This is a genomic window from Rhizobium redzepovicii, assembly GCF_019793435.1.
Taxonomy (GTDB): domain Bacteria; phylum Pseudomonadota; class Alphaproteobacteria; order Rhizobiales; family Rhizobiaceae; genus Rhizobium; species Rhizobium redzepovicii.
This window is the reverse complement of the sequence record NZ_JAILYH010000021.1, coordinates 75506-95080: the sequence shown is the minus strand read 5'-3', so window position 1 is coordinate 95080 and position 19575 is coordinate 75506. Positions and strand designations below refer to the sequence as shown.

Genomic DNA, 19575 nt, shown 5'->3' with positions numbered 1-19575 from the left:
GATTACCGCCCCTCGCGCCACCACATGGTTCCGAAGGCCAACAGCAGGATGCCGACGCCGGCAAAACCGGCAAAGAGCGGCAGCGTGTTGATGCCCTTCAAGACCGTCTCGCTGGTCATGCGAATCATCATGCGATCATTGTCGGCGACGCGGACCTGGCTGCGTACCGGCAGGATCGGCGGCACGCTGATCCTGCCGTTTTCGTTGGCGACGCGGGTGACGAGACCCTTGCTTCTCTCGGTGACCGGCTTCAGCACATCGGTCGTCGAGATCATCGCCTTGAATTCCGGTGCGTCGACGGCGCCGATATGGACAAGCGTCGACAGCTTGCCGTTGCGGATTTCGAAGAGGCCGATTTCATCCATCCGCTTCTCGGCCTTGTAGAGCCCCGGTTCGGCCTGGGTGAGCGGCAGGGTTTCGGTCTTGCCCGAGGGGTAACGCACGGTGGCGTTGCCCGGATTGTCGCCGATCGTCTGGCGCGTGACTTCAAGCGTCCGGCCGGCGGCGCGCGCCGTCAGCGCTTCTTCCTCGAGCGCCGGCTCCTTCATCAGCCAATGGGCGATACGGCGATAGAGCGAAACGTTCGGTCCGCCGCCTTCGAAGCCGCGCGCCCAGAGCCAGCCCTGATCGGAAAGCAGCATGGCGACCCGGCCCTGGCCGGCGCGGTTCAGCACCAGCAGCGGGTGGTTGTCGGCACCGAGCATGATCGTCTCGCCCTGCGGCCGATCGACATCGACGCTGCGGAACCAGCGGCCCCAATGCGGCGGATCCTCGCCCGAACCGTCCAGGCCGCGGGTGACGGGATGCTTGCGGCCTTCCTCGGAGAGGCGCGGGTAGAAGGCCTTTTCGATCATCTCTCCGGTGGGCGTTGCCGGCAGGACCGAGGAAAGCGGCGTCAGTGCGATGGAGTCGGGGCCGGCATGCTCGGGACCGGCGGCGATCAGCAGCGCGCCGCCATTGTCGACATATTGGGCGATGTAATCGTAATAAAGCAGCGGCAGCACGCCGCGGTGCTGGTAGCGGTCGAAGATGATCAGGTCGAAATCCTTGATCTTGTCGACGAAGAGTTCGCGCGTCGGGAAGGCGATCAGCGACAGCTCGTTGATCGGTGTGCCGTCCTGCTTTTCCGGCGGCCGCAGGATGGTGAAATGGACAAGATCGACCGAGGCATCGGATTTCAGCAGGTTGCGCCAGGCGCGTTCGCCGGCATGCGGCTCGCCGGAGACGAGAAGGACGCGGAGATTCTGGCGGATGCCGTCGATGACGTGAACGGCGCGATTGTTGGCAGTGGTGACCTCGCCCGGAAGTGCGGCAACGGAAAATTCGAGCACGTTGCTGCCGCCGGCCGGCACCTTGAAGGAGAAGGGCGTATCCTGACCGGGCGTCGCCTGAAGGGTGGCGATCTCGTCACCGTTCAGCTTTACCGTGACATTGGCCGTGCCGCCGGGGCTCGGGCCGTCGTCGAAGACGCGCAGAACGACCTGCTGCTCCTCATTGACGATGCCGAAGCGCGGCCCCTTGATGACTTCGATGCGGCGATCGAATTCGTTGGCTTTGCCGGTGATGAGGCCATGGATCGGCGCATCGAAACCGAGCGCCTGATTGGCGGCCGGAACATCGTGAACTTCACCATCGGTCAGCATGATGGCGCCGCCGATGCGGGCAGGCGGAACATCGGCGATGTTGGCCGACAGCGCGTCGAACAGGCGCGTCGACGGCACATCGGAATTGACGTCGCCTTCGACATCGACGAAGCGGGGCTCGATCTGGGGGAAGCGGGCGAGCTGCCCCTTCAACGCCGCCAGCGCATCGTCGGTCATCTTGACGCGATCGGGCGTCTGCTGGCTCTGGCTTCGGTCGACGAGAACCGGGACGATCGTCGACAGCTGATCCCTATCCTCCTGCAGCAGCACCGGATTGGCAAGGGCGGTCAGCATGGCGAGCGCCGCCAGCGTTCTGATCCAGGCGCCGCGAATGCCGCGCCAGATCGCGAAGGCGGCGATGATGACGCTGACGGCGGCCAGTGCGGCCAGAACCGGCCAGGGCAGGAAAGGCGAAAAGTCGAAGGTCATCTCACTGTCCTAACCGTTCGAGAAGGTCGGGAACATGGACCTGGTCGGTCTTGTAGTTGCCGGTCAGCATATACATCATGATGTTGACACCGGCACGGTAGGCATATTCGCGCTGCGCTTCATCGGACGGCACGGTCGGCAGCATCGGCACGCCGTTATCGTCGACTGCCCAGGCGCCGGCGAAATCATTGCCGGTGATCAGGATCGGCGAAACGCCGTCGGCCGTCGCAGCCGATTTTTCGGTCGCTTCGCGGCCACCCTGCCGAGCCTCGATCCAAAGCGGGCTGCCGGTGTAACGGCCGGGAAAGCTCGACAGGAGATAGAAGGATTTCGTCAGCACGTGGTCCGATGGCACCGGTTCCAGCGGCGGAATGTCGAGATTGGCGAGGATTGCCTGCAGCCTCTGGCCGTTGGCGCTGATATTGCCGCCATTGTCCAGGGCGCTAATCTGATCGCGCGTATCGAAAAGCACGGTGCCGCCATTGCGCATATAGGCGTCGATGCGGCTGATCGCCGCCGACGGCGGCATCGGCGCCGTTGCCGAAACCGGCCAGTAGATGATCGGATAGAAGGCGAGTTCATCTTTGGTGGGGTCGATGCCGACGGGCGGCGCCGGCTCCAGCGTCGTGCGGAACGTCAGGAACTGGGTAAGGCCCTCGAGTCCGCGCTCGGATATCTCGTCCACGTCCCGTTCGCCGGTGACGACATAGGCGAGATGCGTATTGTCGAGCCTCTGGAGAATGAGGTCGTCGCCGGGCTGCGAGTCATCGGCATGAAGCATGCCGGGTTGCACGAGGAAGCCGACACTGACCGCAATGGCGATCATCGCCGCTGTGCGGGCAGCCGGGCGCAATCGTGAGAACGCGCCGTTCATGAAAAGGACGACCAGACTGTCGGCCAGCAGCAGCAGAAAGGCTGCGAGAAAAAGCACGGGCTTTGCCGACCAGCTCTCGCCACCAATCAGGCCTTCGCGCACGGCATTGGTCCCGGTTGTGTCGAGCGGCGTCAGTTCGGCGTCCTCAGGCAATACGTTCAGGGAGGTGAAACCGTCTTCCGAACCGTAGAGCCCGGGCGGGTTGTCGAAATTCGCCGTCGGTTCGGCTCCGGCCTGTGGAATGAGGGGTCGCGCCGCGCCCGTCTCGGAGACGAGCGTGCCCTTGGCCGTCAGCATCCGGAATGGCGGCAGGGTTTCGGAGATACGCGCATTGCCGCGCGCCTCCGACGTGACGCCGCCCGAGCGCGATATTTGCAGGAGGTGGCGCAGCATGTCGACGAAAGTGCCCGAGATCGGCAGATCGGACCAGGTCGCTTCCGCGGTCACATGAAACAGGACGATCTGTCCGGATGCGAGCTGCTTCATCGTCACCAGCGGCGTGCCGTCAGCCAGGCTCGCCCAGGTGCGTTCGGCAAGATCGGGCGTCGGTTCGGCAAGCACCTGCCGCTTGACGACGACATCAACGGGACGCGCTATGCCGGCGAAAGGCCCGAAACTCGGAAATTCGGCGAGCGACTGCGGCTCGCTCCAGGACAATGTGCCGCCCAGCGCCCGCTCTCCCTGGCGCAGGATGACGGGGATCAGCGGATCATCGGCAGGGGCTGCGGCCATGCGCGGACCGGCAAAACGCAGCAGCATGCCACCATTCGATATCCAGCGCGTCAGCGGTTCGTAGGTTTCTTCAGGCAGACGGCCGATATCGGCCATGATAATGATGGAGGGATTGCTGGCGAGAAGTTTCGGTATGGCGACCGAAAGGTCGGAATCGCTGGGCTGGATCAGATCCGCATAGGGCTGCAGCGCCCGCTGGATATAATAGAGCGGCGAGAGCAGCGGCTGGAACTCATCCCCGCCTTCACCAGACAGCAAGACAACACGGCGGCGCTTGAATGCATCGTCGAGCAGGTGAACGGCGCCGGCCGTTGCGCCGTTGTCGACGCTGACGCGGGCGAAATCGTTGCGCATTTCGAAGGGGGCGGTGATCGAACTTGTCGCCACGCTCTGGCCGGGGCGGAAATCCACCCTGCCGTTGGCAATCGAGCGCCCCTGGGTATCGACCGCATTCAGCGCCACGGATGCGGCGCGCGAACTGTTAAGCCGTGTGACCTTGACGGTCATGGCATCGGCCGCATTGTTGGCCGCGGTGATGGCGACCGTCCGTTCGGCATCGCCCTCGATCAGGCGGAGATCGGCGGGCTGGAGTTCCGCGAGCCTTTGCACCGTCGCGTCGTTGGCCTTGACAGCGGCGCCGTCGGTCAGGAAGGCGAGGGTCCCGGGTTTGACGCCGTTCAACGCCGCGCGCAGCGCCTGGAAGGCGCGCTCGCGGTCCGGCACCAGCGGTCGCGGCTCGGCGGCGCGCAGCTTGTCGCGGGCGGCCGCGGCGGTGCCTGGAACGGCGTTGTTGGTCGGATCGGCGGTGAAGGCGATCGACACCGGCGTGCCGGCGGATTCGGCGTCGTCTATCAACGCGTCGGCCGTCTGGATGCGGCGCTCCCAGTCTGGGGCCGCCGCCCAGCTGTTGTCGACGAAGAGGACGAGCGGGCCGCCTGAGGCGAGCGAACTGGTGCGCGGATTGAAGACCGGATCGGCGATCGCAAGAATGACGGTGGCGGCGAGCAGCATGCGCAGCAGCGTCAGCCACCACGGGCTCTGCGCCGGCGTCTCCTCGCGCTTCAAAACGGAGGCGAGGATTTTCAGCGGCGGGAAGACCTCGGTCTTCGGCCGCGGCGGCGTCAGCCGCAGCAGCCACCAGATGACCGGCAAGGCGACGAGTGCGCCCAGAATGGCGGGAAAGGCGAAAGCGAAAGGAAGGGCGTTCACAGCTGCCCTCCATGCGTTGCCTTGGCCGGCATGCCGGAAAGGTACATGTGCACCGCGACCAGCGCCTCCGAGGCAAGATGATCGGTGCGGTGCGTCGCAAAGGTCCAGCCGAGATGGCGCAGCGACTGGCCGAGGCTGTCCCTGCGGGCGAGGTAGGCATTGCGATAGGCTTCGCGGATGTGTTCGGCGCGGCCGGAGATGAGCTTGGCGCCGCTCTCCGGATCGGTGAATTCGGTGCGGCCGCTATAGGGGAATATTTCCTCGGCGGGATCCGATATCTCGACCACGTGGCCGCGCAGGCCGCGGCGGGCAAGCGGGCCGAGGCGTTCCATGATCGCCGGTGCATCATCGAGGAAATCGCCGATGAGGACGAGGTCGCTCCAGCCGCGAATCATTGCCGTTTCAGGCAGACCGCCGGTCAGCGGCGTGTGCATGAGCGCGGCCGCAAGACGCTCGGCGGCATTGCGGGTGGAGGCGGGATCCATGATGCCGGGGCAGCCGATACGCTCGCCGGAGCGGGCGAGTATCTCGGCCAGCGCCAGCATGACGACCAGCGCGCGACTTTCCTTGGAGACGCTGCCATAGCTCGACTTGTACATCATCGAGGGCGACATGTCGCACCAGAGCCAGATCGTGTGGGCCGCTTCCCATTCGCGCTCGCGCACATAGGTATGATCGTCGCGGGCGGAGCGGCGCCAATCGATGCGCGACAGGCTTTCGCCCTCGGCATAGGGACGGAACTGCCAGAAATTTTCGCCGATGCCGCGCTTGCGGCGGCCATGCCAGCCGGCGATCACCGTATTGGCGATGCGCTTGGCTTCCACCAGGCAGTCCGGCACCAGGGCGGCCCGCTGCCTGGCGCGGGAAAGGGCATCGCTGCCTGACGTCGGATTGACGATCTGTCCGATAGATGCCACGCGTCCGGCTTCCTTATCCCTTTGCCTGCTTGACCAGTCCGGCGATGACGTCGCGCACCGACATGCCTTCGGCGCGGGCGGCGAATGTCAGCGCCATACGGTGCTGGAGAATGGGTTCGGCCAGCGCAAAAATATCGTCGAGCGAGGGCGCCAGGCGGCCTTCATAGAGCGCCCGGGCACGGGCGCAAAGCATCATCGCCTGGCCGGCGCGAGGACCCGGACCCCAGGCGACGTTCTTGTCGGTCGATGCATTGCCCTGGCCGGGGCGGGCGGACCGCACCAGCGCCAGGATGGCGTCGACGACCGTGTCGCTCACCGGCATCTGACGCACCAGCGTCTGGATCTCGATCAGCCGCTGCGCGTCGATGACGGCTGCCGGCCGGGTTTCTCCCAGACCCGTCGTCTCGAGCAGGATCTGGCGTTCGGCGGCGAGCTCGGGATAGTTGACGTCGACCTGCAGCAGAAAACGGTCGAGCTGGGCTTCGGGCAGGGGATAGGTGCCTTCCTGCTCGAGCGGGTTCTGGGTGGCGAGCACATGGAAGGGCGCCGGCAGGTCATAACGCTGGCCGGCGATCGTGATGTGATATTCCTGCATGGCTTGCAGAAGCGCCGACTGGGTCCGCGGCGAGGCGCGGTTGATCTCGTCGGCCATCAGTAGCTGAGCGAAGACAGGACCCTTGACGAAGCGGAAAGACCGGCGTCCACTGTCGTCCTGATCCATCACCTCGGACCCGAGAATATCCGAGGGCATCAGGTCGGGCGTGAACTGGATGCGGTTGGCGGCGAGGCCGAGGACTTCGCCGAGTGTCGTCACCAGTCTGGTCTTGGCAAGGCCGGGAACGCCGACGAGCAGGGCATGACCACCGGAGAGCACGGCGAGAATGGTGTTCTCGACGACGCTTTCCTGACCGAAGATCACCTTCGAGACCTCTCCGCGGATGGCGGCGATATCGGAGAGCGCCTTTTCGGCGGCGGCGACGATTGCCTTTTCATCGAGGCTGGCTTCGGTCTTCATCATACCCATAGGCATCTCCAACGGCTGAAATCATTCGGCAGCGAATCGGCGGACTTATACATGTGCCTCATACTCGATAGAGTTATGGAGATGTGACGGGCTGACAAGTTCGTTGCGAATGACTATCTCGTGACATCACTTCGTTAAGGACAAACCGGGACGGAAGAATGGCAGCCGAGGAAATCAGCGGACAGGCGGATGCGGCAGGACTTGCCGCCATGATTTCGCGCGCCTCTGACGAAAGCGGCGGAAAAAAACGCGGCTTACCGCCGGTCGAGCGGTGGAATCCGCCTTTCTGCGGCGATATCGATATGGAGATCAGAGCCGACGGCACTTGGTTCTACATGGGCACGCCGATCGGCCGGCCGGCGCTGGTGCGGCTGTTTTCGACGGTTTTGCGCAAGGACGAAGATGAGAAGACCTATCTTGTAACTCCTGTGGAAAAGGTCGGGATCAGGGTCGCCGACGCTCCCTTCATTGCCGTGGAGATGAGTGTGACGGATCGGGAGGGTAAACAGGTGCTGACATTGCGAACCAATGTCGGCGATGTCGTGGAGGCGGGAGGACAGCATCGGCTGCGCTTTGCCATTGCGGACGGCAACGCCGAACTTAAACCCTATCTGCATGTGCGCGGGCGGCTGGAGGCGCTGGTGTCGCGTGCGGTGATGTATGAACTGGTCGCGCTTGGCGAGATTCTCGACGTGCAGGGACGGGCGATGTTTGCGATCCGCTCCTCTGGCGAGGTTTTTCCTGTCATGCCGGCCGACGAACTGGATGCTCTTTGCCGATGAATGATGCGATCACCCACCGTTATCCGCTGTTCTCCGCAGCCGAATTCCGCCGCCGCGCGCTCAACCAGAATGGCGGACCGGTCGACCATGCCTGGCGCGATCACGGTGATCATGTCCTCAATCCGGATATCGTCGCCGAGGTTGAGACCTTCAAGCTGCGCGACGCGGCCGTGCTCGTGCCCGTCGTCGATGCCGGTGACGAGGCGCACGTGATCTTTACCAAGCGAACGGCGACGCTGCGCAAACATTCCGGGCAGATCGCTTTTCCCGGCGGTTCGATCGATCCGGCCGATATCTCACCTGAGATGGCGGCAATCCGCGAGACGGAAGAGGAGATCGGTCTTTCCGGTTCCTTCGTCGAGACCGTCGGGCGGCTGCCGAATTATCTTGCCTCGACCGGCTTTCGCATCACACCGGTCCTCGGCGTCGTCTCGCCGGGCTTCGCACTGACGCTGAACCCGGCCGAGGTGGCCGACGTGTTCGAGGTGCCGCTTTCTTTCCTGATGGACCCTGCTAACCATGCCCGCGACAGGCGTGTCGTCGACGGCGTCGACCGGCATTTCTACCGGATGCCCTATGAAACCAGAATGATCTGGGGCATCACCGCCGGCATCGTCCGCACGCTTTACGAAAGACTTTATGCATGACCGGTGTTGCCGACCAAGCATGGTTCCGCGACCCGGCGCTCGGCCGCATCCTGGAACTCCTCAATGCCAATGGTGGGGCCGAGGGCGGAGAAGCGCGGGTGGTCGGCGGCGCGGTGCGCAACAGCCTGATGGACCTGCCGGTCAGCGATATTGACATCGCCACCACGCTCAGGCCGGAGGTGGTGATGGATCGGGCGGGCGCGGCCGGTATCAAGGCGGTGCCGACGGGCCTGCAGCACGGCACGGTGACGCTCGTCATTGATGGCAAGCCTTTCGAAGTGACGACGCTTCGCACCGACGTCGAGACCGACGGCCGCCACGCAAAGGTTGCCTTCAGCACCGATTGGAAGGCCGATGCCGAGCGGCGGGATCTGACCATCAATGCGCTTTATGCCGATGCCAAAGGCGAGGTGGTGGATCTGGTCGGCGGGCTTGCCGATATCGAGAGACGTAACATCCGCTTCATCGGTGACGCGGCAAAGCGTATTGCGGAAGATCATCTGCGCATCCTGCGCTTCTTCCGCTTCTTTGCCTATTACGGCTCCGGACGCCCGGATGCCGAGGGACTGAAGGCGTGTTCGGCGGCGCGTTCGAAGCTGAAGACGCTGTCGGCGGAGCGGGTCTGGTCGGAGCTGCGCAAGCTGCTCGGTGCTGCCGATCCCGGCCGGGCGCTGCTCTGGATGCGGCAGGTGGCAGTGCTGACGGAAATCCTGCCGGAATCGGAAAAATGGGGGATCGATGCGATCCCTTCGCTGGTCGCCACTGAAAAGGCGCTCGGCTGGACGCCGGATCCGCTGCTGCGGCTTGCGGCGATCGTGCCGCCCGATGCGGCGCGGCTGGAGGCACTGGCAGCCCGGCTCAAGCTTGCGAACGCGGAAGCGGCTTTCCTCAAGGCCTGGGCAATGGCAGCACCTGTCAATGACGACATGTCGTCGGCCGCCTTCGAACGGTTGCTCTACCGCAACGGTGCCGACGGCATCACGACGCGGCTGAAGCTGGCGCTCGGCGTTGCGCGGGGCAAGGCTGAAGGGGATTTCGACGAAATGGCGCGGTCCGCCCGGCTCACCAAGCTCCTGGATCAGGCCGCGAACTGGAAGAAGCCGCAATTTCCGCTGAACGGCGGCGACGTGATGTCTGCGGGAATTCCGTCCGGCCCGCGCGTCGGTGAGCTGCTTGCCGGCCTGGAAAACCAGTGGGTGGAAGAAAATTTCGTTTCCGACCGGGCGGCGCTGCTCGCCCGGCTGCAGGAACGAGTGCAATAATCAGGCTGCGTTGACCTCGTCTCGGATGCGAGACTTGATATTATCCACCATGTTCTCGCGGATCGTGGTTTCGCCGTGAGCATTTTTCAGGTGCTCGACGGCGCGGCGGACCACCTCGGCGTCGCTATCCGCCCGTGTATGCCAGGCGCAGCCCGGGACGAGAGTGCCGCATTCGAAAAGTCGCATGGTCTTCTCCTCTGTTTAAAACACAAAGACGATCGCGCTTCTCACGCGATTTATGAATGTGCGGGGGGAGGGAAGGTTCCGGCCGGCATCGATATGCCGGCCAGTAGAGGCCGTGTCAGTCGGGCATCGCCCAGGCTTTGTAGGTATCCGAAAGCTGGCCGGGCATGTTGCTATTGGCGGCCGCTGCTTCGTTCTGCAGCTGTTCCGGGGATTTTCCGCCGGCCAGCTGCAGCTTGACCTGCTCGATGAAGCAGGACAGCGGCAGATCCGAGCCGCTCTTGGCCCGCAATTTCTCGGCGATGCGTGTCAGAAACTCGGATGTGTCGATTGTGCGGGATGTTTCCTGGACATCCGTGGACGCAGGCGAACCACTTTGTATCGTCATGACAATCCTCCTCCGATTGTTACGCACATACATATAAAGTTAGGACGCGCTTAATTTTCGTGAAGGTCAATCAACTCGAATTTATCGACGAGATATCACAGTCTCATGGCCAGCGGACGACGGGGGGCAAGGACGAGAGAATGGATTCAACGTTGCCGCCGGTCTTCAGGCCGAAGATCGTACCGCGATCATACAGCAGATTGAATTCGACGTAGCGGCCCCGGCGGATCAATTGTTCGTCGCGATCGGCCTCTGTCCACAGCTTATTGAAGTTGGACCGGACGATTTTCGGATAGACCATGGCGAACGCCCGGCCGACATCGCGGGTGAAGGCGAAATCGGCGTCCCAGCCGCCGGCATCCTCGCTCGAATACAGCCAGTCATAGAAAATGCCGCCAATGCCGCGGGCCTCGTTGCGATGCTTCAGGAAAAAATATTCGTCGCACCAGGCTTTGTAGGCATCGTAATCGGCGACGGCATGATTGCGGCATGCGATCTCCATCGCCTTGTGGAAGAGCTGGCTGTCCTCGTCCTCCTGGGTGCGGCGGCGCGACAGAACCGGCGTCAGGTCGGCGCCACCGCCGAACCAGCGGCTGGTGGTGACCACCATACGGGTGTTCATATGCACGGCCGGAACGTTGGGATTGACGGGATGGGCGATGAGCGAAATGCCCGAGGCCCAGAAACGCGGATCGTCCTTGGCGCCGGGTATCTGCGCCCGGAAGTCCGGGGAGAATTCGCCGTGAACGGTGGAGGTGTGGACGCCGACCTTCTCGAAGACCCGGCCTTCCATCATCGACATGCGGCCACCGCCGCCGGCGCCGTTTTCGCGCGACCAGTCCTTGGCGGTGAAGCGGCCGGGCTCCTGATCGGAGAGCGGGCCTTCCAGCTCGTCTTCGAGGGCTTCAAAGGAGGCGCAGATCGTATCGCGCAGTCCTTCGAACCAGTTGCGGGCGGCGGCCTTCTTCTCTTCGATATCCTCAGGCAAGCCGATCGGCAGTTCCGGTCTTTCCATGTCGCGCCTCCGGCGGTCGGCATCTGCATAGGAAGCGACTCGCTCATTCTCGATTACCCGCCCCGTTTAGCAGGTGGCCCCGCGTCTCGCCAAGCCAAGGCGGCACGCCCACGCGCTTCCAAGATTCGACTCGCAAATCCCGAATTTCGATACTACCTTTTCCGAAGAGGTAGGTTTGATGAAAAAAGTTCCAGGGCCTCCGTCCTTCGACGGCCTGAAGCGCAGGATAGCGAGACATCGGGCGGAAACGTCCTCCCGGCGGAAAGACCATTTCGTGCGTGAGACATATTGCCTCGGCCTTCTCGATGCACGCGCCAAGGCGCGCGAATGGTTCGACGAATATCCGAAAGCCGCCTACTGGACCGAGGTGGAAAGCTGGCGTCAGCTCGACGGCGACCAGATCGAATTCACCATGCGCCGCCTGCCTTCGGCCGATTGATCGTCACTCAGCCGCCGGCCGCACGCGACTTTCGATCAAGAGGCCGCTCTCATCCATGATCGGATGCGCCACCGAGACGATGTGGGCATTGATGCGCTTCAGGTCGCGCAGCATGTCGAGATGCAGCGAGCTCGTCTGCAGGCTGTCGGCGCGGCCGTCGCGCAAGCGTTCGAGATGGCGCTCGGCCGACTGCTTCTCCATCCGGCGCACTTCGACCTTTACCTCCATCATCTGCCGCGCCAGATTGAAATCGCGAGTGACGAAGATCGTCTGGGCGACGCGCAGATTGTCGATCGTCAGATCGAACAGCTTGCGCAGTTCCTGATGGCCGTCGTCGGAAAATTTCAGGCCGAGCGAGATCTTCTTCGCCACCTCTTCCCGCAAGCCTTTCTCGATAATGTCGCCCATATGTTCGAGATTGATCGCGTAGTCGATTACGACGATTGAGCGGCGGGCGTTTTCGTCGCTGAGACCTTCGCGGCCGAGCTTCGAGAGATAGATCTTCACCGCCTGCTGCAGCCGGTCGACGCGCTCCTCGAGCGCGGGGATTTCAGCAAGTTTGCCGGAATCGTTCTGTTCGAAGGCTTCTGAGACCCTGACCAGCATGCGCTCGATGAGGTCGCCGACGCCGAGCACTTCGCGGGTCGCGCTGGTGAGCGCGATGACGGGTGTCGAAAGCTCCTGCGCATCGAGATATTTCGGGGCGTTGTCAGGCTCCGGCTGATCCGGCACCAGCCGAGCCATCAGGGTGGCCAGCGGCCGGGAAAAAGGCCAGGCGAGTGCTGCGAGCAGAAGGTTGAAGGCGAGATGCGCGTCGACCGGAAGCTTGGCCGGACCAAAGGGCAGCATCTGGATGAGTTCGGCGCCATAACCCGCCAGCGGTAGGGCGATGAAGCATCCGAACGCGCGCACTGCGAGATTGCCGAGGGTGACGCGCCGCGCCGAAACCGGGCCGGACAATGTCGCGATAACGGGCGGGATCGCACCGCCGAGGTTGGCGCCGAGCACGAGCACGATGACGAGTTCAGCCGAGACGAGGCCCGCTGAGGCGAGCGACAGGATAAGCACCACCACTGCCAGGCTCGATGAGGAGAGGAAGGCAAGGGCCGCCGAGAAGAGCAGCGCTACGGGCAGCGCGCCGTCCAGCAGGCCGATAAAGGCGGCGAGAGCGGGGGAGGCGCGCATCGGTTCCGTCGCGAGGCCGAGCAGATGCAGCGACAGCAGCATCAGCCCGATGCCGATCAGCGCTGCGCCGCCGCCCTGGCGGGTGCTGGAGCGGCCGCGGTAAAGCACGATGCCGGCCAGGATCAGGAGGGGCGAGAGCCATTCGATGCCGGTGGCGACGATCCAGGCGGTGATCGCAGTGCCGACATTGGCGCCGAGCAAGACGATCTGCGCCATGCGCGGCCTGATCAGATCGCGCTCGACGAAGGACGCGGTCATCAGCGCCGTCGCCGTGGAGCTCTGCAGTGCAATAGTCGCGACGAGACCGGACAGGAAGGAACGGAAACCGCCACGCGTGCCGGTCGCCAACCCCGTTCTCAGCCGTGCGCCGAAGGCCCTGGACACACCGTCCTTCACCTGCGCAAGTCCGAACAGCAGCAATGCCACGGCACCGAACAGGTTGATCATGATAATTGTGGAATCCATTTTCTTGTTTTTATTCTTCCTTCCAAAGAGGCGAAGCTAACGAGATTTGGGCTGTTCCAACCGCTTGGAATCGTAGGAGCAATGCGATCTTTTTGATTGCCCGGCTAATAAATATACGCCGCTTTGGCGGATTGGCAACGTCGTTTTGCGACATATTCGGGAGCTGATAGTCGTGGCGTCGAACCGATACAGTTATGCCCAGACCGTCTGGCGCATCGCTTCGCCGACGATCATGGCAGCCGAGACGGCGACGTTGATGGAGCGCTGTCCGCCGACCATCGGGATCAGGATGCGGGCATTGGCTCTATCGTGCACATGATCCGGCACCCCGGCGCTTTCGCGCCCGAAAAGCAGGATGTCGTCCGAACGGAAGACCAGATCGGTGTAGCGATCGGCCGCCTTGGTCGAGGCGAGGATCAGGCGGCGGCCGGTCGTGGCGCGCCACGCCTCGAAGCGGTCCCAGTTGACATGGCGGGTCAGCGCGGCGGCGGCGATATAATCCATGCCGGATCGTTTCAGGTTGCGATCGGAAACGTCGAAGCCGGCGGGCTCGATCAGATCGACCGCAAAGCCGAGGCAGGCGGCAAGACGCAGGATCGTGCCGGTATTGCCTGCTATATCCGGCTGGTAGAGTGCCAATCTGAGGTCGGTCATCACACGCTGCTTATTTCGCTAGAACGGGCAAGACCTAAAGCAACTGCCATTTCGCCGCAACTGCGCGTTTTGGCCGAGAAACGTTCAATTTACGCCATTATAGGGCTGGAAATTTCGCCATTTTCGCGTTATCCATGCACATCTTTAATCGCCAGCAGGGAGGGCCGTCATGAATATTTTGCTCGATATGCGCTTTCCCGCCGTGATGCCGATTAGGGCGACATGGCGCCGCTAGAGCGCTTTTCTTCTTGAATCCCCCTTTTTGATCCATTGTGCGGCTGCTTCAGCCTCGCCCCTTGAACGTTCGGTTCCCATATGTGCTTGCGTAACGCCGGGATGGCGCGAAGCCGGGAGCCGAAACGCTGACGTTTCGGAGCAATTTCATGTTTGGCTGGTTCGAACAGCGACTCAATCCCTTTCCGAGCGAGGAGCCCGTCGCTCCGCCAAAGGGTCTTTTTGCCTTTTGCTGGCACTACAGCAAGCCGGCAGCGCCGTGGCTCTGCCTGATGGCCGTGCTGACGGCGCTGATCGCCGTCGGCGAAGTGGCGCTCTTCCAGTTCCTCGGCGATATCGTCGACTGGCTGACGAATGCCGACCGCGCCACCTTCCTGCAGACGGAAGGCCACAAGCTTTTCTGGATGGCGGCGCTGGTGCTGATCGGCCTGCCTCTGACGGCGGGCCTGGATTCCCTCATCATGCACCAGATGCTGCTCGGCAATTATCCCATGAGCGCCCGCTGGCAGATGCATCGCTTCCTGCTGCGCCACAGCATGACCTTCTTCGCCAACGAGTTTGCCGGGCGTGTGGCGACCAAGGTGATGCAGACCTCGCTCGCCGTGCGTGAGACGGTGATGAAGATCCTTGACGTCTTCGTCTATGTCGTGACGTACTTCCTGACGATGATCATCGTCATCGCGGCTGCCGATTGGCGGCTGATGATCCCGATCCTCGTCTGGCTCTCCGTCTATATCGGCATCGTCTCCTATTTCGTGCCCCGGCTTCGCAAGATCGCTGCGGCGCAGGCGGATGCCCGCTCGATGATGACGGGGCGCGTGGTCGACAGCTATACGAATATCGCCACCGTCAAGCTGTTTTCACATGCCGGCCGGGAGGAGGTCTATGCCAAGGAAGGCATGGACGAGTTCCTGCAGACCGTGCACAAGCAGATGCGCAAGGTGACGCTCTTCCATATCAGCGTCTACCTGAACAACTGCGTTGCGCTGTTCGTCGTCTCGGGCATGTCGATCTGGTTCTGGTTGAACGGGGCGATCTCGGTCGGCGCCATCGCCATCGCCATCGGTCTTGCCATGCGCGTCAACGGCATGTCGCAATGGATCATGTGGGAAGTCTCGGCGCTGTTCGAGAATATCGGCACAGTCTATGACGGCATGGAGATGATGAGCAAACAGCACGACATCGTCGACAAGCCGGACGCGCCTCCCATGACGGCAAAGAAGGGCGCGATCCACTACGACCGCATCCGCTTCCACTATGGCAAGAGCAAGGGTGTGATCGACAACCTGTCGCTCGATATTAAGGCAGGCGAGAAGGTGGGTCTCGTCGGGCGCTCCGGAGCCGGCAAGACGACGCTGATGAACCTGCTGCTGCGCTTCTACGACTTGGAGGGCGGCCGCATCACCATCGACGGGCAGGATATCGCCGGCGTCTCGCAGGAAAGCCTGCGCTCGCTGATCGGCGTGGTGACGCAGGATACTTCGCTGCTGCATCGCTCAATTCGCGACAATATCGCCTATGGCCGACCCGACGCCTCGGATGCCGAGATCATCGAGGCTGCCAAGCGTGCCAATGCCTGGGAGTTCGTCGAAGGGCTCGTCGACATGCAGGGCCGCCAAGGGCTTGATGCGCAGGTCGGCGAACGCGGCGTCAAGCTCTCCGGCGGTCAGCGGCAGCGCATCGCGATCGCCCGCGTCTTCCTGAAGGACGCGCCGATCCTGGTGCTCGACGAGGCAACCTCGGCGCTCGATTCCGAAGTCGAGGCGGCTATCCAGGAAAACCTCTTCGCCCTAATGGAGGGCAAGACGGTGATCGCGATTGCCCACCGGCTGTCGACACTGACGGAGATGGACCGGCTGATCGTGCTCGACAAGGGCCGGATCATCGAGGCCGGCTCACACAGCGAACTGATCGAGAGCGGCGGCATCTACGCCGACCTCTGGAACCGCCAGTCCGGCGGCTTCCTCTCCGATCACGCCGAGGAAGCGGAAGTGGCGGCGGAATGATAAAGGGCCCTCCCGGCGGAGGCGGGGAGGGCCGGTAATTCCTATCCTGGCTTTACAGTGTGGCTGCCAGCGGTGCTGCGGACTGCTGGCGGCCGCGCTATCTATTCACAGACTGTCGGCCCAGTCGATCACGCGGTCATGTTCGACGAGGATGATGGTGTTGGCGGCGGCGAGTGTGCGCAGCGTGGCGATGCGGCGGCGCTCCTCGTGGTCGAGCCAGGCGGTAACGGCCTCGGTAACAATTACGTCGCGCGGCAATGCCAGGTCGAGCGCGAGGGCGTCGAGCCTTTCCGCGAGCGGAAGCGGAATATGCGCATCGAGCATTTTCGTTTCCATGGGCCTTCTCTCCGGTGAAGCGCGATCGTATCGTCAGATTGTGACCGGTTCGGGGGTAATCAATGGCGATGCCGCCGATGTTATCGATCATTACCAAAATATAAGGTTGAGTCCGCTTTTCATTCCCTTTGCCGCTCCTCCCAATCCGCCTATATCGCTTCCATGTTCCTGCGCCCCATCCTTCGCCTGTTCGAAACCTGGATCGATCCGTTCCGTCCGCGCGCCAACCTTCAGCCGCCGGGCTCGACGCTCGGATTCATCCGGTTCTATATCGGCCAGGCGAAGATGCCCTTCGTCGCCATGCTCGTTCTCGGCGGCACATCGGCGGCAATCGAGGCGGCACTTTTCTGGTTCGTCGGCCGGCTGGTCGATATCCTCGGCAGTATCACGCCCGGCGCCGGCTGGAGCGGTCTTCTGGCGGCCCATGGCGGCGAGCTGTTCGGCATGCTCGCTCTCATCGGGCTCGTGCGTTTCGTCGTCGCCTTCCTGATCGCGCTCGTGGATCAGCAGGTGATCACGCCGGGCTTCTATAATCTAGCACGTTGGCAATCCTATCTCCATGTCTCCAGGCAGTCTTTATCGTTCTTCCAGAGCGATTTCTCCGGGCGCATCGTTACCAAGGTCTGGTCGGCCGGGCAGGCGACCGGAGATCTCGTCACTTCGCTGATGGAAAGCGTCTGGTTCGTCGGCATTTATGCCGTGACGACGCTCGTGCTCGTCGCCCGGCTGGACTTTTCCCTTGCCGCCGTAGTGTTGTTCTGGCTTGGCGCCTTCAGCCTGCTTGCCCGCCATTTCGTTCCGAGGATCCGCCAGCATTCCCGCGAAACGGCGGAGGCCGGATCGATGCTGAACGGGCGGATGGTCGATTCCTACAGCAACATGCAGACGCTGAAGCTGTTTGCCCGCGACGAGGAAAGCGACCGCTATATGCGGCAGGGCTTCGATATCTATCAGGATACGGTGCTGCGCTTCACGCGCTTCATCACCGGGGTCAGGGCCTCGATGGCGCTGCTCTCCGGCCTGATGATCGTGACGATGGCGGGGCTGAGCGTCGATCTCTGGCTGCGCGGCATGGTAAGCTCCGGAGCCGTGGCCTTCTCGCTGGCGCTGGTGCTCAGGCTGAATTTTCTGCTCGGGCGGCTGATGACGCAGTTCAATGGCATCATGCGCAATCTCGGCACCATCCAGAACGCCGCCGAGCTGATCTCTCAACCGCTGGGGCTCGTCGATCGGCCGGATGCGAAGAGCCTGGTGATCCGGCAGCCCGGCATCCGTTTCGACAATGTTTCCTTCCGCTACGGCAAGGGTCACCTGCCGGTCGTCGAGAATTTCTCCCTGACAATCCATCCCGGCGAAAAGGTCGGGATCGTCGGTCGTTCGGGCGCGGGCAAGTCCACACTGATGAACCTGCTGCTGCGCCTCTACGACATTCAGGACGGGCGCATTCTCATCGACGGCCAGGATATTGCAGCCGTGACGCAGGAATCGCTCAGAATGCAGATCGGCGTCGTCAGCCAGGACACCTCGCTGCTGCATCGTTCGGTGCGCGACAATATCCTGTTCGGACGGCCAGATGCCGGTGAGGAGCGGTTGGTCGAAGCAGCCATACGCGCCGAAGCCATCGACTTCATCGAGCGTCTGCAGGATCAGCAGGGGCGCAGAGGCTTCGATGCGCATGTTGGCGAACGCGGTGTCAAACTGTCAGGCGGCCAGCGGCAGCGCATCGCCATTGCCCGCGTCATGCTGAAGGACGCGCCGATCCTCGTCCTCGACGAAGCGACGTCGGCGCTCGATTCGGAAGTGGAGGAAGCGATCCAGTCCAATCTCCACCGGATCATGGAGGGCAAGACCGTGCTTGCGATCGCCCATCGGCTATCGACGATTGCAGCACTCGACCGGTTGATCGTCGTCGATCTCGGCCGCATCATCGAGGAGGGTAGCCATGATCAACTGCTTCGCCGCGGCGGGCTCTATGCCGAGCTCTGGGCGCGCCAGTCCGGCGGGTTCCTCGCGGCGGACGGCGACGCGGTCTCAAGGGTCGACGGCGAATTCCGCCATGAGGCCAAAATGATTTGAACCGAAGCTGTTCTCGATGCGGCGGACCGATTTCAGCCGCAGAGGCGCCCGGCTGAAAACGTGATCAATCGGAATGCCGAAGGCGCCTGCTGCGATCGGCCATGTCGCCGGCTCCAGCGAGACCGTGCCCAGCCCTTGGCTGCGCATCAGATACTGCACGTCGGGCGCCAGAATCGACGTGTTGAAATCGCCGGCAAGGACGAGTGGCCCCGGCAGGGACGGAATAATTTCCGCGAGATCTTCGATTTCCAGGCCGTGGAATTCGTCGTAATAGGGTTTGGTCAGGTGCGCGGCGAGGAAATTGACCTTCTGACCGTCGAAATCGATCGTCGAGATCGTCAGCCGGTTGCGCCAGAGCAGTCCGAGATTGCGGATGCGGGGTTCGATGAGCGGGCGCTTCGACAGCACCAGCGTGTCGCATTCCTGCATGCCGACTCCGCAGCCGATATAATAGGGATAAGTCTTCAAGAGCCGAGGCAGTTCCGGCAGCAGCGGCTCGGCCTCCAGGATGCTGACGACGTCGGCGCCTGAGGCGATCGCCATGTCGGCGATATCGGCGCCATTGGCGAAATTATCATTCTCGATATTGAAGGACATCAGCTTGAAGAGGGCCGGACGGTTTTGATCGACAGCCGGCTCGACGAACTCGCGCATCATCACGACGCCATGGACGGCAAGGACGACGGATACGCCGAGCGTCAGCAGCGCATACCAGTGCCGTTTGACGAGAAGGGCCGCAACGGAGGCGGCTGCCGCGGCAACGGCCAAGTGGACCTGGAAGCTGTAAAAGAAGGAGAGCAGATAAAAATCGGTGACATACCGCAGCGAGACGATAGCGAGGACGAGGGTGGTGAGAACGCTGAATACGCAAAAAATCGTGTCTCTCATCCGCTCCGGTCCGGCTCGCTGGCTTGGCTGCGACTGCGCCTATCACGGTGGCTTTTTTGTTGCAATGCAACATGAGGGCAAGCTCGTGTTTGCCTTAAAAAATTCATCGGAAATTCCCGCGACATTGTGCCCTCGTCCCCTTGCCAAGGCTGGACATAATTTGCGATCAAGCTTAGAACGCGCCGGA

General features: G+C 62.6%; 17 protein-coding genes. 6 read left to right on the top strand and 11 right to left on the bottom strand.

Annotated features, from left to right (window positions below; genetic code table 11):
- Positions 1-2: 2 nt before the first annotated feature.
- Genes K6N12_RS28245 through K6N12_RS28230 form a run of 4 tightly spaced genes read right to left on the bottom strand, consistent with a single transcriptional unit; the run spans position 3 to position 6828 of the window.
- A complete protein-coding gene (locus tag K6N12_RS28245) occupies positions 3-2072 on the bottom strand; it encodes a hypothetical protein (RefSeq protein WP_097626662.1) in 2070 nt (689 codons plus the stop codon).
- Between the two features lies 1 nt (position 2073).
- Entirely contained in the window at positions 2074-4887 is a 2814-nt protein-coding gene (locus K6N12_RS28240; RefSeq protein WP_097626664.1) for a DUF4159 domain-containing protein, read from the bottom strand.
- Complete coding sequence (locus K6N12_RS28235) at positions 4884-5804, bottom strand: DUF58 domain-containing protein (protein WP_097626666.1); 921 nt, start codon at positions 5802-5804, stop codon at positions 4884-4886. Before K6N12_RS28235 ends, K6N12_RS28240 begins: the two co-directional genes overlap by 4 nt.
- A 13-nt stretch (positions 5805-5817) precedes the next feature.
- The gene (locus K6N12_RS28230) at positions 5818-6828 is read right to left on the bottom strand and encodes an AAA family ATPase (RefSeq protein WP_003593035.1); all 1011 of its coding nucleotides are present in this window, start codon (positions 6826-6828) and stop codon (positions 5818-5820) included.
- Positions 6829-6986: 158 nt separating this feature from the next.
- Here K6N12_RS28230 and K6N12_RS28225 point away from each other — a divergent pair, with 158 nt between their 5' ends.
- Genes K6N12_RS28225 through K6N12_RS28215 form a run of 3 tightly spaced genes read left to right on the top strand, consistent with a single transcriptional unit; the run spans position 6987 to position 9519 of the window.
- Entirely contained in the window at positions 6987-7610 is a 624-nt protein-coding gene (locus tag K6N12_RS28225; protein WP_097626668.1) for a DUF1285 domain-containing protein, read from the top strand.
- Positions 7607-8257, top strand: a complete 651-nt coding sequence (locus K6N12_RS28220) for a CoA pyrophosphatase (RefSeq protein WP_097626670.1) — start codon at positions 7607-7609, stop codon at positions 8255-8257. The genes K6N12_RS28225 and K6N12_RS28220 overlap by 4 nt, the downstream gene beginning before the upstream one ends.
- The gene (locus K6N12_RS28215) at positions 8254-9519 is read left to right on the top strand and encodes a CCA tRNA nucleotidyltransferase (RefSeq protein WP_097626671.1); all 1266 of its coding nucleotides are present in this window, start codon (positions 8254-8256) and stop codon (positions 9517-9519) included. Before K6N12_RS28220 ends, K6N12_RS28215 begins: the two co-directional genes overlap by 4 nt.
- Here K6N12_RS28215 and K6N12_RS28210 read toward each other — a convergent pair whose 3' ends face one another.
- The 3 genes from K6N12_RS28210 to hemF all read right to left on the bottom strand — a co-directional run bounded on the left by K6N12_RS28210 (position 9520) and on the right by hemF (position 11105).
- Positions 9520-9705 (bottom strand): DUF1059 domain-containing protein, encoded by a 186-nt coding sequence (locus K6N12_RS28210; RefSeq protein WP_003593041.1) that lies wholly within the window; start codon positions 9703-9705, stop codon positions 9520-9522.
- A gap of 115 nt (positions 9706-9820) precedes the next feature.
- Positions 9821-10090 (bottom strand): hypothetical protein, encoded by a 270-nt coding sequence (locus K6N12_RS28205; RefSeq protein ID WP_064840017.1) that lies wholly within the window; start codon positions 10088-10090, stop codon positions 9821-9823.
- Positions 10091-10193: 103 nt separating this feature from the next.
- The gene (hemF, locus tag K6N12_RS28200; RefSeq protein ID WP_097626673.1) at positions 10194-11105 is read right to left on the bottom strand and encodes an oxygen-dependent coproporphyrinogen oxidase; all 912 of its coding nucleotides are present in this window, start codon (positions 11103-11105) and stop codon (positions 10194-10196) included.
- A gap of 178 nt (positions 11106-11283) precedes the next feature.
- On the opposite strand from hemF, the gene K6N12_RS28195 reads away from it, so the two are divergent.
- Complete coding sequence (locus K6N12_RS28195; RefSeq protein WP_003565536.1) at positions 11284-11544, top strand: hypothetical protein; 261 nt, start codon at positions 11284-11286, stop codon at positions 11542-11544.
- A gap of 3 nt (positions 11545-11547) precedes the next feature.
- Here K6N12_RS28195 and K6N12_RS28190 read toward each other — a convergent pair whose 3' ends face one another.
- Entirely contained in the window at positions 11548-13194 is a 1647-nt protein-coding gene (locus K6N12_RS28190; protein ID WP_131711510.1) for a Na/Pi cotransporter family protein, read from the bottom strand.
- Positions 13195-13386: 192 nt separating this feature from the next.
- Entirely contained in the window at positions 13387-13848 is a 462-nt protein-coding gene (locus K6N12_RS28185; RefSeq protein ID WP_097626677.1) for a tRNA (cytidine(34)-2'-O)-methyltransferase, read from the bottom strand.
- 383 nt (positions 13849-14231) lie between these two features.
- On the opposite strand from K6N12_RS28185, the gene K6N12_RS28180 reads away from it, so the two are divergent.
- On the top strand, positions 14232-16088 hold the full coding sequence (locus K6N12_RS28180; protein WP_097626679.1) for an ABC transporter ATP-binding protein: 1857 nt from the start codon (positions 14232-14234) through the stop codon (positions 16086-16088).
- Between the two features lie 105 nt (positions 16089-16193).
- Here K6N12_RS28180 and K6N12_RS28175 read toward each other — a convergent pair whose 3' ends face one another.
- Positions 16194-16424 carry a CopG family transcriptional regulator gene (locus K6N12_RS28175; RefSeq protein ID WP_097626681.1) on the bottom strand — a complete coding sequence of 77 codons (231 nt, stop codon included), beginning with the start codon at positions 16422-16424 and terminating at the stop codon, positions 16194-16196.
- 162 nt (positions 16425-16586) lie between these two features.
- Here K6N12_RS28175 and K6N12_RS28170 point away from each other — a divergent pair, with 162 nt between their 5' ends.
- Positions 16587-18500: an ABC transporter ATP-binding protein gene (locus K6N12_RS28170; RefSeq protein ID WP_097626683.1), complete on the top strand. Its 1914-nt coding sequence runs from the start codon at positions 16587-16589 to the stop codon at positions 18498-18500.
- Here the strand turns inward: K6N12_RS28170 and K6N12_RS28165 are convergent.
- Complete coding sequence (locus K6N12_RS28165) at positions 18456-19388, bottom strand: endonuclease/exonuclease/phosphatase family protein (protein WP_131711512.1); 933 nt, start codon at positions 19386-19388, stop codon at positions 18456-18458. The two genes, K6N12_RS28170 and K6N12_RS28165, sit on opposite strands and share 45 nt — an antisense overlap.
- Positions 19389-19575: the final 187 nt, after the last annotated feature.

Coding starts and splice junctions, on each gene's coding strand:
- K6N12_RS28245 (WP_097626662.1), bottom strand. CDS start 2,072: ATGACCTTCGACTTTTCGCCTTTCCTGCCCTGGCCGGTTCTGGCCGCA.
- K6N12_RS28230 (WP_003593035.1), bottom strand. CDS start 6,828: ATGGGTATGATGAAGACCGAAGCCAGCCTCGATGAAAAGGCAATCGTC.
- K6N12_RS28225 (WP_097626668.1), top strand. CDS start 6,987: ATGGCAGCCGAGGAAATCAGCGGACAGGCGGATGCGGCAGGACTTGCC.
- K6N12_RS28220 (WP_097626670.1), top strand. CDS start 7,607: ATGAATGATGCGATCACCCACCGTTATCCGCTGTTCTCCGCAGCCGAA.
- K6N12_RS28215 (WP_097626671.1), top strand. CDS start 8,254: ATGACCGGTGTTGCCGACCAAGCATGGTTCCGCGACCCGGCGCTCGGC.
- K6N12_RS28210 (WP_003593041.1), bottom strand. CDS start 9,705: ATGCGACTTTTCGAATGCGGCACTCTCGTCCCGGGCTGCGCCTGGCAT.
- K6N12_RS28205 (WP_064840017.1), bottom strand. CDS start 10,090: ATGACGATACAAAGTGGTTCGCCTGCGTCCACGGATGTCCAGGAAACA.
- hemF (WP_097626673.1), bottom strand. CDS start 11,105: ATGGAAAGACCGGAACTGCCGATCGGCTTGCCTGAGGATATCGAAGAG.
- K6N12_RS28195 (WP_003565536.1), top strand. CDS start 11,284: ATGAAAAAAGTTCCAGGGCCTCCGTCCTTCGACGGCCTGAAGCGCAGG.
- K6N12_RS28190 (WP_131711510.1), bottom strand. CDS start 13,194: ATGGATTCCACAATTATCATGATCAACCTGTTCGGTGCCGTGGCATTG.
- K6N12_RS28185 (WP_097626677.1), bottom strand. CDS start 13,848: ATGACCGACCTCAGATTGGCACTCTACCAGCCGGATATAGCAGGCAAT.
- K6N12_RS28180 (WP_097626679.1), top strand. CDS start 14,232: ATGTTTGGCTGGTTCGAACAGCGACTCAATCCCTTTCCGAGCGAGGAG.
- K6N12_RS28175 (WP_097626681.1), bottom strand. CDS start 16,424: ATGGAAACGAAAATGCTCGATGCGCATATTCCGCTTCCGCTCGCGGAA.
- K6N12_RS28170 (WP_097626683.1), top strand. CDS start 16,587: ATGTTCCTGCGCCCCATCCTTCGCCTGTTCGAAACCTGGATCGATCCG.
- K6N12_RS28165 (WP_131711512.1), bottom strand. CDS start 19,388: ATGAGAGACACGATTTTTTGCGTATTCAGCGTTCTCACCACCCTCGTC.